The following is a 13,127-nucleotide window of genomic DNA, read 5'->3' as shown; positions in this document are numbered from 1 at the left end:
CGTGAAATGTTAGTCACTAACATGGCGACGTGACCACGACCTCGACCGCCCCGACCGACCGCCGGGCGCGCACGCGCCGGCGCCTCATCGATCACGGGCTCGACCTCATCGAGCGGCAGGGGTATGAGCAGACCACCGCCGCGCAGATCGCCGCGGCCGCGGGCGTGACCGAGATGACCTTCTTCCGGCACTTCGCCACCAAGGAGCAGCTCGTCCTCGAGGACCCGTACGACCCCTTCCTCGCCTCCGGCATCGGCGAGCAGCCGCGCGAACTGCCGCCGCTGCGGCGCGCCGCGGCGGGCATCCTTGCCGTCTGGCGCTCGCTGCCCGAGCCCGAGCAGCCGGAGATCCGGCGACGGGTCCGCATCGCGGCGCGCACGCCGGCACTCCGGGGGGCGATGTGGCGGAGCACCGGCAACACCGAGGCGGCGATCGTCGCGCAGCTCGTCGACGACGGCGCCGACCCGCTCGATGCCCGCGTCGCGGCATCCGCGGTGCTCGCCGCCCTCGTGACGGGACTGTACGCGTGGGCCGAGGGCGAGGTCGAGGCCCTCGGCGCGGCGATCGAGCGCGCGCTCGCCGTGGTGGGAGCCGACCGTGACTGAGGCGACGACCGCGGTGCGACTCGAGGCGCGGGGACTCGTCCGCCGGTTCCGCGGCGATGCCGGCATCCGCGGGATCGACCTCGACGTGGCGGCCGGCGAGATCCACGCGCTCGTCGGGCTCAACGGCGCCGGCAAGACGACCCTGCTGCGGTCCCTCCTCGGCATGCTCCGGCTCGACGCGGGCCGCGTGCGCCTGCTCGGCCACGACCTGGAGCTCGCGCCGCCCGAGGCGTGGTCGGCGGTCGGTCACCTCGTCGAGCAGCCGTTCGCCTATCGCGAGCTCGACGTGGCGACGAGCCTCGCTGCGGTCGCCCGATTGCGGGGCGTGCCCCGCGGCGACGTGCGCGAGGCCGTCGAGCGCGGCATCGCGGCCCTCGGCCTGCAGGGCCTCGAGCGTCGACGCGTCGGCGAGCTCTCGCTCGGCAACCGCCAGCGCCTGGGGCTGGCCGCGGCGCTGCAGCACCGGCCGCGGCTCGTCGTGCTCGACGAGCCGTCCAACGCGCTCGACCCCGCGGGCGTCCTGCTGCTGCGCGCCGAGCTGCTCGCGCGCGCCGCCGACGGCGCGGGCGTGCTCGTCTCGAGCCATCACCTCGACGAGGTGGCGCGCGTGGCCGACCGCATCACCGTCGTCAACGCCGGCCGGGTGGTGGGCGCTCTCGACCCCGCTGGAGCCGACCTCGAACGGGCGTTCTTCGCGCGGGTGCACGCGGACGACCTCGAACGGAGCGGGACATGACCGGCTCGCGACCCCTGCACGGGATCGGCACCGCGATCGCCGTCGAGGCACGGAAGGCCGTCGCGTCGCGGGCGCTGCAGGGCATCACGGCGTTCCTCGTCGTCGGCATCGTCGTGCTCGCGGTCGGAGCCGCGGCGGGCGCCGCCTCCGGCGACGAACGGCTCGCCGCGAAGCTCGGGCCGCTCGCGGGCGCGGGCGGCTGGAACGGTCTCGTCGGGGTCGTCGCGCAGGTCGAGTCGGCGGCCGCGCTGCTCGGCTTCGGCGTCGCCCTGAGCTGGCTCGTCGGCCGCGAGTTCGCCGACGGCACGGTCGCCGGGCTCTTCGCCCTGCCGATCCGGCGGTCGACGATCGCCGTCGCCAAGCTCGTGGTCTACCTCGCGTGGGCGGCGACCGTGGCGGTCCTCCTGACGGGCGCGGTCGCGATCGCGGGGCTCGCGCTCGGGCACGGCGTGACGGATGCCGCCGCGTCGCTGCTGCGCATCCCGGCCCTCGCCGTCCTCACCGCGCTCATCGCGACCCCCGCCGCGTGGGCGGCGACGGCGGGCCGGGGCCTGCTCCCCGGCATCGCCGCGACGGTCGCGCTGATCGCCGTGGCCCAGGTGCTCGCGGTCGTGGGCGTCGGCGGCGCCATCCCGTTCGTCGCTCCCGCGCTCTGGGCGATCGAGCCGGATGCCGCGACCGGCTGGGGCCTCGCGCTCGTGCCCGTCACCGCCCTCGCCTTCGCGGGGCTGTGCGCGCGGGCGTGGTCGCGATTGCAGCTCGACCGCTGACGGGGCTCAGCCGGCGTACGACTCGATGACCGCGGCGAACCGCGCGGCGATGAACGCGTACCCGGCGTCGTTCAGGTGTAGGCCGTCGCCCGCGTCGAACCGGACCGAGTTGCGCTCGTTGATCCACGCGTCCGGCAGCTTCGGGTCGACGAAGGTCGCGCCCGCCTCGTCGGCGCCCTCGCGGATCGCGGCGAGGCGCGCGCTGCGCTGCACGCCGAGCGCGAGCGGCTCGAGCGGTCCGAACACCACGATCGCGGCATCCGGCCAGCGCTCGCGGGCGGCCTCGACGGCCTGCTTCGTCGCGACGACCTCCTCGCGGTGCGGGGCGAGGAAGTCGTTGAGCCCGCCCTGGAGCACGATGACGTCGTACTCCGCGCCGGTCGCCGCATGCGCCTCGATCCGGTCGCCGAACGCCAGGCCGGTGCGACCGTCGGAGGCGACGCCCTTCGTGAAGCCGGTGCCGCCGACCGCGTCGATCGTGGCGCGCCACGACAGCGCGTCGGAGGCCGTGCGCGCCCAGCCGGCGTCGGGCTTGGAGGCGCCGACGCCCTCCGAGAACGAGTCGCCGATGATCAGCGCGGCGGGCTGGTCGGGCAGCGTCGAGAGCGGATCGACGGGCGCACGTTCCTCGGGCGGCAGCTCCGACGAGGCGAGCGGGTCGGCCACCACAGCCACCCCCACGCCGGCGCCGAGCATGGCCCCGATCACCAGGGTCGCCGCGATCCGGGTGATCGCGAGCGCGCGCGATCGTACGGGGCGGGGCTGGTCGGGCACGGATCGATGGTAGAGCACTCGGCCGGGCGTCAGCCGCCCAGCACGGCCCCCCGCTCGGCGGCGGGGACGCGGAGCCCGTCGAGCGCGACCGCGATCACGTCGTCGGCGAGCCGGGCCGCGTCCTCGCGGCCGCCGGGCCGGTACCACTCGACGATGGAGTTGATCATGCCGAACAGCAGGCGCTCGACGATGCGGCCGTCGATGTCGGTGCGGAGCGTGCCCTCGGCCTGCGCCGTCTCGACGAGGGCCATCACGCGGCGGTCGAACGCGCGCCGGCGGGCGAGGGCGGTCCGCTCGATCTCGGTGTTGCCGCGCACGCGCAGCAGCAGCGTCACGTACGGCAGCTGGTCGACGAGGACATGCACGGCGCCGCGCAGCACGTGGTCGAGCCGGTCGGCCGCGCTGCCCTCGGACGCGCCGGGCTCGTCGAGGACGCCCTCGAGCGACCCGAGGGCCTGGTCGAGCGCGCGCTCGAGGATCTCGTCCTTCGAGGCGAAGTGGTGGTAGATCGCCGACTTCGACAGGCCGAGGCGGTCGGCGAGCACGCCCATCGACGTGGCGTCGTAGCCGTACTCGTTGAACGCGGCCACCGCGACCTCGAGGATGCCCTGCTGGTCGTACCCCGGCCGTCCGCGCCGCGCCCCGTTCTCCGTCATCCGCTTCAGTCTCGCATCACCGGGGCTCGCGCAGGTCGTACACGCGCTTGTACTTGCCCTCGCTGCGGGGGAGGGCGCCCGGCTCCTCGAGCTGGACGCGCACCGACGACCCGACGAACTCCTTGATGCGGCCCGCGAGCACGACCGTGGCGGCCTGGCACGCCTCGACGGGCAGGTCGGGGTGGCGCTCGATCCGCACCGTCATGTCGTCCATGTGGCCGGTGCGGGTGAGCTCGAGGATGAAGTGCGGCGTGAGGTGCTCGATGCCGAGGACGAGCTCCTCGATCTGCGTCGGGAACAGGTTCACGCCGCGCAGGATGATCATGTCGTCGTTGCGGCCCGTGATCTTCTCCATGCGGCGCATGCCCGGGCGGGCGGTGCCGGGGAGCAGCCGGGTCAGGTCGCGCGTGCGGTAGCGGATGACCGGGAAGGCCTCCTTGGTCAGCGACGTGAACACGAGCTCGCCGCGCTCGCCGTCGGGCAGCGGTTCCCCCGTGTCGCCGTCGATGATCTCGGGCAGGAAGTGGTCCTCCCAGAGGTGGGGTCCGTCCTTCGCCTCGACGCACTCGTTGCCGACGCCGGGGCCCATGACCTCGCTCAGCCCGTAGATGTCGACGGCGTCGATGCCGAGGCGCTCCTCGATCCGGCGGCGCATCTCGTTGGTCCACGGCTCGGCGCCGAGGATCGCGGTCTTCAGGGTCGTCGAGCGCGGGTCGATGCCCGCCTCCTCCATCGCGTCGGCGATGGTGAGCAGGTAGCTCGGCGTGCACATGATGGCGTCGGGCTCGAAGTCGCGGATGAGCTGCACCTGCCGCGCCGTCTGGCCGCCCGACATCGGGATCACGGTCGCGCCGAGCTTCTCGATGCCCGCGTGCGCGCCGAGGCCGCCCGTGAACAGGCCGTAGCCGTAGGCGTTGTGGACCTTCATGCCGGGCCGCACGCCGCTCGCGCGGAGGCAGCGGGCGACGAGCGTCGCCCAGCGGTCGAGGTCGGCGTGCGTGTAGCCGACGACCGTGGGCCGGCCGGTCGTGCCGGAGGACGCGTGGATGCGCGCCACGCGGTCCATCGGCACGGCGAACATGCCGAACGGGTAGGTCTCGCGCAGGTCGGCCTTGGTCGTGAACGGCAGCTTCGCGACATCCGCCAGCGTTCGGATGTCGTCGGGGTGCACGCCGTGCTCGTCGAACTTGCGGCGGTACAGCGGCACGTTGTCGTACGCGTGGCGCACGGTCCACTGCAGCCGCTCGAGCTGGAGCGCCTCGATCTCGGCGCGCGACATGCGCTCCTCGGGGTCGAGCTCGTCGGGCGACGCGGGCACGAGGCCCGACACGGTGGGGCGGGACTCGGCGGGGGTCTGCGGAAGGGTCGTCGTCGACACGGTGGCTCCCGGGTGGGTCAGAGGGTGCGGTTGGTGGTGATGGAGCGGCCGCGGAACTCGGCGACGGCGTCGCCCTGCTCGTCGACGACCGTCACGTCGTAGAGGCCCGTGCGGCCGCTGCGTGCGCGGCGCACGGCGGTCGCGGTGAGCGTCTGCCCGGCGACCGTGGACTTCAGGAAGGTGATGTCGGCGCCCGCGGCGACCGTGACCTGGTGGTCCTCGTTGCAGGCGATCGCGAAGGCCGTGTCGGCCAGCGTGAAGACGAGCCCGCCGTGGGTGATGGCGAAGCCGTTCGTCATGTCCTCCCGCACGCGCATGGACACCACGGCGTGGCCGGGGTCGTCGCGCTCGACGACCATGCCGAGCGACGCCGAGGCGAGGTCGCGCTGCATCATGGCGCGGTTCAGGCGAGCGGATGCCGCGGCATCCGCTCGCTCGCCCGCCGGCCGGCCGGCGTCGTGGCGTTCGGTCGCGACATCCGTCATGCGCTGCTCCTCGTCGAGTGCGTGGGGATCGCCGTCGGTCATGTTGCCGAGGCGCTGGACACGAGCTTATACTAACTGAACGATCGGTTGGTAATGTCGGACGCCACGGCACCCGCCGCCGCCGGTCCCGAGAGCATTGGAGTCGACGATGACCGCACCCGCCGATCTGAGCGTGGTCGAGGACGAGGCCGCGCAGGCCCGCTTCGACGAGCTCATCGCCCAGGACTCGCGCATCGAGCCGCGCGACTGGATGCCCGACGCGTACCGCAAGACGCTGATCCGGCAGATCAGCCAGCACGCGCACTCCGAGATCATCGGCATGCAGCCCGAGTCCAACTGGATCTCCCGCGCGCCGAGCCTCAAGCGCAAGGCGATCCTCATGGCCAAGGTGCAGGACGAGGCGGGCCATGGGCTCTACCTCTACTCGGCGGCCCAGACGCTCGGCATCGGCCGCGAGGAGATGATGCAGCAGCTCATCGAGGGCAAGGCCAAGTACTCCTCGATCTTCAACTACACGACGCCGACGTGGGCCGACATGGGTGCCATCGGGTGGCTCGTCGACGGCGCCGCGATCTGCAACCAGGTGCCGCTGTGCCGCGCCTCCTACGGCCCCTACGGCCGCGCCATGGTGCGCATCTGCAAGGAGGAGTCGTTCCACCAGCGGCAGGGCTTCGAGATCCTGCTCGAGCTCATGCAGGGCACGCCCGAGCAGCGCCGGATGGCGCAGGACGCGGTCGACCGCTGGTACTGGCCGAGCCTCATGATGTTCGGCCCGCCCGACGACCAGTCGCCGAACTCGGCCCAGTCCATGGCCTGGAACATCAAGCGCTTCTCCAACGACGAGCTGCGCCAGCGCTTCGTCGGCATGCTCGTGCCGCAGGCCGAGGTCCTCGGCGTCACCCTGCCCGACCCGAACCTGAAGTGGAACGAGGCGGAGCAGCGCTACGACATGAGCGAGATCGACTGGACCGAGTTCCACGAGGTCCTCGCCGGCCGCGGCCCCGCCAACGCCGAGCGGCTGCGCCGCCGGCGCGAGGCCCACGAGGAGGGCGCCTGGGTGCGCGAGGCGGCCGCCGAGTACGCCCGCAAGCAGGCCGCGAAGCAGAAGGCGGTGGCGTGATGTCGACCCCCGGTGAGACCGGCACCGAGGCCTGGCCCCTCTGGGAGGTCTTCGTGCGCGCCAACCGCGGTCTGAGCCACGTGCACGTCGGATCGCTGCACGCACCCGACGCCGACATGGCCGTCCGCAACGCGCGCGACCTCTACACCCGCCGCAACGAGGGCGTGTCGATCTGGGTCGTGCCCGCCGACGCGGTCACCACCAGCGACCCCGACGCCAAGGGCGCGTTCTTCGAGAGCCCGGCCGGCAAGAACTACCGGCACGCGGTGTACTACACGAAGTCCGAAGGGGTGAAGCACCTGTGAGCGGCAACGCTGGTCGAGTCGGAGCGGAGCCCCGTACCGAGACCGACCTCGACCCCCACGGCGAGGTCACCGTCGACCGCGTCGCGCTCGTCGAGGAACTCGCGGGCGCCGAGGCGAGCGCCGGCCACGCGGCATCCGCCGACGTCGCCGAGGTCGCCCTGCGCTACGGCGACGACGCCCTCGTGCTCGCCCAGCGCCTCGGCGACTGGATCACGCGCGCCCCCGAGCTCGAGGAGGACGTCGCCCTCGGCAACATCGCCCTCGACCTGCTCGGCCACGCGCGCTCGCTGCTGCACTACTCCGGCACGCACGACGGCCGCAGCGAGGACGACCTCGCGTACTTCCGCGACGAGCCCGACTTCCGCAACGCGTGGCTCTTCGAGCAGCCGAACGGCGACTTCGCGCACACCATCGCGCGCCAGCTGTTCGCGTCGACCTACCTCGTCGAGCTCTACCGGCACCTCGAGCAGTCGACGGATGCCACGCTCGCGGCGATCGCGGCCAAGGCCTCCAAGGAGGTCGACTACCACCGCGACCACGCCGTGCAGTGGACCCTGCGCCTCGCCGGCGGCACCGACGAGTCGCGCCGCCGCATGATCCGCGCCGTCGAGCAGACCTGGCCGTACGTCGACGAGCTGTTCCGCGACGACGAACTCGCCGAGCGCCTCGCCGCCGAGGGCGTCGCGCCGCTGCCGTCGTCGCTGCGGCCCGCGTTCGACGTCGTCATCGACCAGGTCTTCGCCGAGGCCGAGCTGGCGCGCCCCGAGGGGCGGCTCGCGTTCGTCGTCGGCGGCCGCGGCCGCCAGGGCGGGCACACCGAGCACCTCGGTCCGATGCTCGCCGAGATGCAGGTGCTCGCCCGGTCGCACCCGGGGGCGTCGTGGTGACCGGGACCCCCGAGGCATCCGTCGCCCGCCCGGTGCCGAGCGACCCGGCCTCGCGCGCCGCGTGGGAGGTCGCCGCCACGGTGACCGACCCGGAGGTGCCGGTGCTCACGATCGAGGACCTCGGGGTGCTCCGCTCGGTCGCCGTCGACGACGACGGCGTGCACGTCGAGCTCACGCCCACCTACAGCGGCTGCCCCGCGATGGACGCCATGCGCGACGACGTCGTGCTCGCGCTCACGCACGCGGGCTACGACCACGTCGACGTGAAGCTGGTGCTCTCGCCCGCGTGGACCACCGACTGGATGAGCGAGTCCGGCAAGGAGAAGCTCCGGACCTACGGCATCCAGGCGCCGTCGGGACACGCGCCCATGCGCGAGGGCGGGCCGATCCGCCTGCAGATGGCGGTCAAGTGCCCGCGCTGCGACTCCCTGAACACCCGCGAACTCGCCCGCTTCGGCTCGACGTCGTGCAAGGCGCTCTACGAGTGCCGCGACTGCCTCGAGCCCTTCGACTACTTCAAGGTGCTCTGATGGCCGCGATCAACCTGGGCTCCACCGGAGCCCCGACCCGCCCTGCCGGCAGCGTCGCCGGCGCCCTCGAGACGGATGCCGCGATCGCCGACGCGTTCCTCGCGAGCGCGGTCGGCGGCGACACCGCCCCGAAGCGGCGCCGCGCGCGGTTCCACTCGCTCGAGGTCGCCGAGGTGCGGCCGCTCACGGACGACTCGGTCGAGGTGACCTTCGCGGTGCCCGACGAGCTCGCCGACGACTACACCTACCTGCCCGGCCAGTACGTGGCGCTCCGGCGCGAGTTCGACGGGCACGAGCTGCGCCGGTCGTACTCGATCTGCCGGCCCCCGGTGCGCGGCAGCGTCTCGGTCGCCATCAAGCGCGACCTCGGCGGCCGCTTCTCGACCTGGGCGAACACCGAGCTCGCCGCGGGGGACCGCATCGACGTGATGAGCCCGCAGGGCACCTTCACCTCGGGCCTCGCGTCGCTCGACGGCAAGCACGTCGTGGGCATCGCCGCGGGCTCCGGCATCACGCCGCTCATGGCGCTCGCCCACACCGTGCTCGCCCGCTCGGATGACTCGCGGTTCACGCTCGTCTACACGAACCGATCGACGCGCGACGTGATGTTCCTCGAGGAGCTCGCCGAGCTGAAGGACCGCTACCCGTCGCGGCTCGCGCTGCACCACGTGCTCTCGCGCGAGCAGCGCACCGCGCCGCTGCTGTCCGGACGCATCGACGCGGAGAAGCTCGAGCGCATGCTCGACGCGCTCATCCCGCCGGCGACGGTCGACGAGTGGTTCCTGTGCGGGCCGTTCGAGCTCGTGCAGCTCGCGCGCGACACCCTCGAGGCCCGCGGCGTGCCCGTCGGCCAGGTGCGCTACGAGCTGTTCACGACCGACGCCGACCGTGCCACCGAGCCCCGGCAGGGCCGTCCCGTCGTGGTCGAGCGCGGCGAGAAGACGGTCGAGATCGAGTTCACGCTCGACGGGCTGTCGTCCACGGTCGAGAGCCCGGTGAGCGCCAACGAGTCCATCCTCAACGCGGCGCTGCGGGTGCGCGGCGACGTGCCGTTCGCGTGCGCGGGCGGCGTGTGCGGCACGTGCCGCGCGCGGGTCGTCGACGGCAGCGTCAACATGACCGAGAACTACGCGCTCGAGCCCGACGAGCTCGAGCGCGGCTACGTGCTCACCTGCCAGTCGCACCCCACGTCGGACCGCGTCGTGGTGGACTACGACGGGTAGCCCCGCGACATCCGCTGCCCGCACCACCCGCACCACCCGCACCACCCGCACCACCCGCGACCGCGCGATTCCGCGACGAGTGCGCAGGCCCGCACCCGCGCCACCGTCGCGGAACCGCGCACTCGATGAGGAGGAGAGAGACACGATGATCGAGCTCGAGATCCAGGACGGCGTGGCCGAGGTGGTGCTGAACGCGCCCGCGAAGCTGAACGCGCTGGGCGAGGCGGCGCTGCGCGACCTCTCCGACGCGTACGAGCAGGCCGAGTTCGCGGGCGTCCGCGCGCTCGTGCTGCGCGGCGAGGGGCGCGCGTTCTGCGCCGGCCGCGACATCGCGGGCGTCGACCCGCGCGACGACGACGTGCAGGGCTACCTCGGCGGCATCGTCGAACCCCTGCTGAAGCGGATGTCGCGCTTCCCCGCCCCGACCTTCGCGGTCGCCCACGGCGCATGCCTCGGCGTCGGCCTCGGGCTGCTCATCGCGAGCGACATCGTCTACGTCGCCGACACCGCGAAGATCGGCTCGCCGTTCAAGAACCTCGGCGCGACGCTCGACTCAGGGGGCCACGCACTGTTCTACGAGCGCCTCGGCGCGCACCGCACCATGGACCTCATCGTGACCGGACGCCTCATGTCGGGCGCCGAGGCCGTCGCGGCCGGCCTGTTCTCGCAGGTCTTCCCGGCCGACGAGGTGACGGATGCCACGCGCCGGGCCGCCCACGAGGCGGCATCCGGCCCCACGCAGGCCTTCATCGCGTCGAAGCGGCTCATCGCCGACCTGCGCGACCACCGGCACGGGCTCTGGTCGTCGATGTCGGACGAGAAGCGCGCCCAGGCGGCGCTCTGCGACACCGACGACTACCGCGAGGGATTCGCCGCGTTCCAGGAGAAGCGACCGCCGCACTTCACCGGTCGCGGCTGACCGTTTCCCACCCCGTTCTGGGGGAAGACCGGGCGAAACAACCTCCGTAGCATCGCGAAGACGGCACGGCCGCCCGAGTCGGGCCGACACCGGAGACCCGACCGCCATGAAGTCCTTCGTCGCATCGCTCGCCGCGATCATCATCACCGCCGCCACCCTCGGCGCCGCGCCGGTCCCCGCACCCGCGCACGCCGGTCCTGCCGAGGCGGCCGGTCCGCTCGCCGCGGTCGCCGGGCCGCCGCCCGTGAATCGGATCGTCCGCGAGAACCGGTTGGCGGGGCACTCGTCCTGGCAGATCCCGTGGTCGGGGTATTCGCTGTCCACCGACCGCGACCTCGCCGTGAAGGCGTACGCGACGAAGGTCAGCATCGACAACGGCGAACAGGTCGACTTCCGGGTGCACGTCGCGTCGCCCGGGTCGGTGCGGTACGACGTGTACCGACTGGGCTGGTACCAGGGCCTCGGCGGACGTCGCGTCACGGGCGGCACCTTCAACGGCATCTCGCAGCCGGCGTGCACGACCGCCATGCCGGTGGGCATGGTCACGTGCGACTGGCGCACCCTGCTCACCCTGCAGACGACGGAGGACTGGACGAGCGGCGTCTACGCCGTCGTGTTCACGCGCGGCACCAAGCAGACGTACGCCTCGTTCGTGCTCCGCGACGACGGGGCGACCGGCAAGCTCGTGCACGTCCAGCCGTCCTTCACGTACCAGGCGTACAACAACTTCCCCGACAACGGGAGCACCGGCAAGAGCCTGTACAGCTACAACTCGTACGGGGCCACGACCGCCGCCGGGTCGACGGCGGCAGCCAAGGTGAGCTTCGACCGACCGTACGCCAACGCCGGCGCCTCCCTGATCATGGCCGAAGAGGCGCCGATGATCCGCTACGCCGAGTCGCGCGGTTTCGACATGACCTATGCCACCAACCTCGACCTGCACCGCAACCCGTCCCTGCTCAACGGGCAGCAGGGCATGGTCTCCGTCGGCCACGACGAGTACTGGACGAGCGAGATGTTCACCGCCGCGGAGAATGCCCGGGACGCCGGCGTCGACCTCGCCTACCTCGGCGGCAACAACATGTACTGGCAGGTGCGCGTCGAGCCCTCGGCCTCCGGCGCGGCCGACCGGGTCGTGGTCTGCTACAAGAGCGCCTCGCTCGATCCGGTGAAGGGCGCCACGAGCACCGTGCTCTTCCGAGCCATCCCCCGACCCGAGCAGCCGGTGATCGGGCAGATGTGGCCGACCGGCGACGGTACCGGCCTCGTCGGGCCCAACGCGTCGTGGATCGTCCGCACCCCGGAGCACTGGCTGTACCGCGGCACCGGCCTCACGAACGGCTCCGCCATCCCCGGGATGGTCGGTATCGAGGCGGATCGGCGGCACACCCAGTACCCCGCGCCCACCGTGAAGAGCGGGACCACGCAGGCGGTGCTCGCGCAGTCGCCGTTCACCGCCCGCAACGGCCAGCGCGGCCTCCACGAGTCGACGCTCTACCAGGCGCCGTCCTCGGCGATCGTCTTCTCGGCCGGGACCCTGAACTACACGGGCGGTCTCATGGGCGGCAACATCAGCCCCCAGCCGACGGTCCGCACGATGACCACCAACCTGTTCACCCGCTACAGCGGCATGGCCCTCGACGCGACGACCGACCGGGCCGGCGGGAGCGACCGGTACGCCACCGCGGTCGCCCTCGCGCAACGCGGCTTCCCGAACACCGGGGTCCCGGTGGTCTACCTCGCCACCGGCGCGACGTTCCCCGACGCGCTCGCGGCCGGCGCGGCCACGCGCGGCGAAGGCCCGGTGCTGCTCGTCCCCGGCACGAGCATTCCGCAGAACGTGCTCGACGAGCTGGCGAGACTCAAGCCGGCGAAGCTCGTGGTCGTCGGCGGGCCGACGATCGTGACGGACGCGGTCGTCGCGCAGGCCTCGGCGGCCGCCGGCGTCACCGCCGTCCGCGACTCGGGTTCCGACCGCTACGCGACGGCCGCGAAGGTGTCGCAGCGCGCGTTCTCGCCGGGCGTTCCGGTGGCGTACGTCGCCTCGGGCGCCGACTTCCCCGACGCGCTCTCCGCGGGCGCTGCTGCCGCGCAGCTGGGCGGTCCGGTGCTGCTCACGGCCTCGACGTCGCTGCCCGCCGCGACCAAGACCGAGCTCGATCGGCTGAACCCGCAGCGCATCGTCGTCGTCGGCTCGACCGGTGCGGTCTCCGAGAGCGTGCGCACCTCGATGACGGCGTACGCGTCCCAGGTCATCCGCCTCGGCGGTTCCGACCGCTACGAGACCGCGGCCGCCGTGGCGCGTGACCTCGTGGCCGCGGGCGGGGCGAACATGGTCGGCGTCGCGACCGGCCTGAGCTTCCCGGACGGCCTCGCTGCCGGTCCGGTCGTCGCGGCGAACGGCGGCGTGCTCATGCTCGTCGGGTCGGCGCTCACGCCGACGGTCGCCGAGGAGATCGTCCGTGGCGATCCGCGGGTCGTGCTCATCGCCGGTTCCGAGGGCGTCATCTCCGCGTCGGTCGCGTCAGGCATCGCCGGCCTGTTCTCACCGCCGGCGATGAGCAGCCCGAACGTCGCCCTGAAGTCGGTGCCGAACGACCCGAGCGTGCCCGACACCGGTCCGCAGGACGAGACCATCGTGTCGCCGGAGCTGCGACCCGAGCTGCCGTGGCTCGACACGCCCGCCGCCGAGCATCGGCCGGAGCAGGCCGGCGGCGGCGGCTGACCCGCAACCGACGC

The 13,127-nt window shown here is 72.9% G+C and carries 14 protein-coding genes; 10 read left to right on the top strand and 4 right to left on the bottom strand.

Annotated features, from left to right (window positions below):
- Positions 1-29: 29 nt before the first annotated feature.
- Genes RH861_RS12360 through RH861_RS12350 form a run of 3 tightly spaced genes read left to right on the top strand, consistent with a single transcriptional unit; the run spans position 30 to position 2,111 of the window.
- Positions 30-605 (top strand): TetR/AcrR family transcriptional regulator, encoded by a 576-nt coding sequence (locus RH861_RS12360; protein ID WP_310521222.1) that lies wholly within the window; start codon positions 30-32, stop codon positions 603-605.
- The gene (locus RH861_RS12355; protein ID WP_310521221.1) at positions 598-1,341 is read left to right on the top strand and encodes an ABC transporter ATP-binding protein; all 744 of its coding nucleotides are present in this window, start codon (positions 598-600) and stop codon (positions 1,339-1,341) included. The genes RH861_RS12360 and RH861_RS12355 overlap by 8 nt, the downstream gene beginning before the upstream one ends.
- Positions 1,338-2,111: an ABC transporter permease gene (locus RH861_RS12350; RefSeq protein WP_310521220.1), complete on the top strand. Its 774-nt coding sequence runs from the start codon at positions 1,338-1,340 to the stop codon at positions 2,109-2,111. Before RH861_RS12355 ends, RH861_RS12350 begins: the two co-directional genes overlap by 4 nt.
- 6 nt (positions 2,112-2,117) lie before the next feature.
- On the opposite strand, the gene RH861_RS12345 is transcribed toward RH861_RS12350, so the two are convergent.
- From RH861_RS12345 to paaI, 4 genes are all read right to left on the bottom strand, one after another.
- Positions 2,118-2,885, bottom strand: a complete 768-nt coding sequence (locus RH861_RS12345; protein WP_310521219.1) for an SGNH/GDSL hydrolase family protein — start codon at positions 2,883-2,885, stop codon at positions 2,118-2,120.
- A gap of 29 nt (positions 2,886-2,914) precedes the next feature.
- Complete coding sequence (locus tag RH861_RS12340) at positions 2,915-3,541, bottom strand: TetR/AcrR family transcriptional regulator (protein WP_310521218.1); 627 nt, start codon at positions 3,539-3,541, stop codon at positions 2,915-2,917.
- A 16-nt stretch (positions 3,542-3,557) separates the two neighbouring features.
- Positions 3,558-4,820, bottom strand: coding sequence for a phenylacetate--CoA ligase PaaK (paaK, locus tag RH861_RS12335; protein WP_310521385.1), 1,263 nt, complete (start codon positions 4,818-4,820; stop codon positions 3,558-3,560).
- A 116-nt stretch (positions 4,821-4,936) separates the two neighbouring features.
- Complete coding sequence (gene paaI / locus RH861_RS12330) at positions 4,937-5,446, bottom strand: hydroxyphenylacetyl-CoA thioesterase PaaI (RefSeq protein ID WP_310521217.1); 510 nt, start codon at positions 5,444-5,446, stop codon at positions 4,937-4,939.
- A 106-nt stretch (positions 5,447-5,552) separates the two neighbouring features.
- Between paaI and paaA the strand changes: the two genes are divergently transcribed.
- From paaA to RH861_RS12295, 7 genes are all read left to right on the top strand, one after another.
- Positions 5,553-6,524: a 1,2-phenylacetyl-CoA epoxidase subunit PaaA gene (paaA, locus tag RH861_RS12325; RefSeq protein WP_310521216.1), complete on the top strand. Its 972-nt coding sequence runs from the start codon at positions 5,553-5,555 to the stop codon at positions 6,522-6,524.
- Complete coding sequence (gene paaB / locus RH861_RS12320) at positions 6,524-6,829, top strand: 1,2-phenylacetyl-CoA epoxidase subunit PaaB (RefSeq protein WP_067948099.1); 306 nt, start codon at positions 6,524-6,526, stop codon at positions 6,827-6,829. Before paaA ends, paaB begins: the two co-directional genes overlap by 1 nt.
- Positions 6,826-7,716: a 1,2-phenylacetyl-CoA epoxidase subunit PaaC gene (gene paaC, locus RH861_RS12315; protein WP_310521215.1), complete on the top strand. Its 891-nt coding sequence runs from the start codon at positions 6,826-6,828 to the stop codon at positions 7,714-7,716. Before paaB ends, paaC begins: the two co-directional genes overlap by 4 nt.
- Positions 7,710-8,246 (top strand): 1,2-phenylacetyl-CoA epoxidase subunit PaaD, encoded by a 537-nt coding sequence (gene paaD / locus RH861_RS12310; protein WP_374760978.1) that lies wholly within the window; start codon positions 7,710-7,712, stop codon positions 8,244-8,246. The genes paaC and paaD overlap by 7 nt, the downstream gene beginning before the upstream one ends.
- The gene (gene paaE, locus RH861_RS12305; protein WP_310521214.1) at positions 8,246-9,469 is read left to right on the top strand and encodes a 1,2-phenylacetyl-CoA epoxidase subunit PaaE; all 1,224 of its coding nucleotides are present in this window, start codon (positions 8,246-8,248) and stop codon (positions 9,467-9,469) included. The genes paaD and paaE overlap by 1 nt, the downstream gene beginning before the upstream one ends.
- Before the next feature lie 145 nt (positions 9,470-9,614).
- The gene (locus RH861_RS12300; protein WP_310521213.1) at positions 9,615-10,388 is read left to right on the top strand and encodes an enoyl-CoA hydratase/isomerase family protein; all 774 of its coding nucleotides are present in this window, start codon (positions 9,615-9,617) and stop codon (positions 10,386-10,388) included.
- 106 nt (positions 10,389-10,494) lie between these two features.
- Positions 10,495-13,113, top strand: a complete 2,619-nt coding sequence (locus tag RH861_RS12295) for a N,N-dimethylformamidase beta subunit family domain-containing protein (protein ID WP_310521212.1) — start codon at positions 10,495-10,497, stop codon at positions 13,111-13,113.
- Positions 13,114-13,127 lie beyond the last annotated feature (14 nt).

This window comes from Agromyces indicus (assembly GCF_031432295.1).
Classification (GTDB): Bacteria; Actinomycetota; Actinomycetes; order Actinomycetales; family Microbacteriaceae; genus Agromyces; species Agromyces indicus.
The sequence above is the reverse complement of the archived record's forward strand: the minus strand, read 5'-3'. Positions and strand labels throughout refer to the sequence as shown.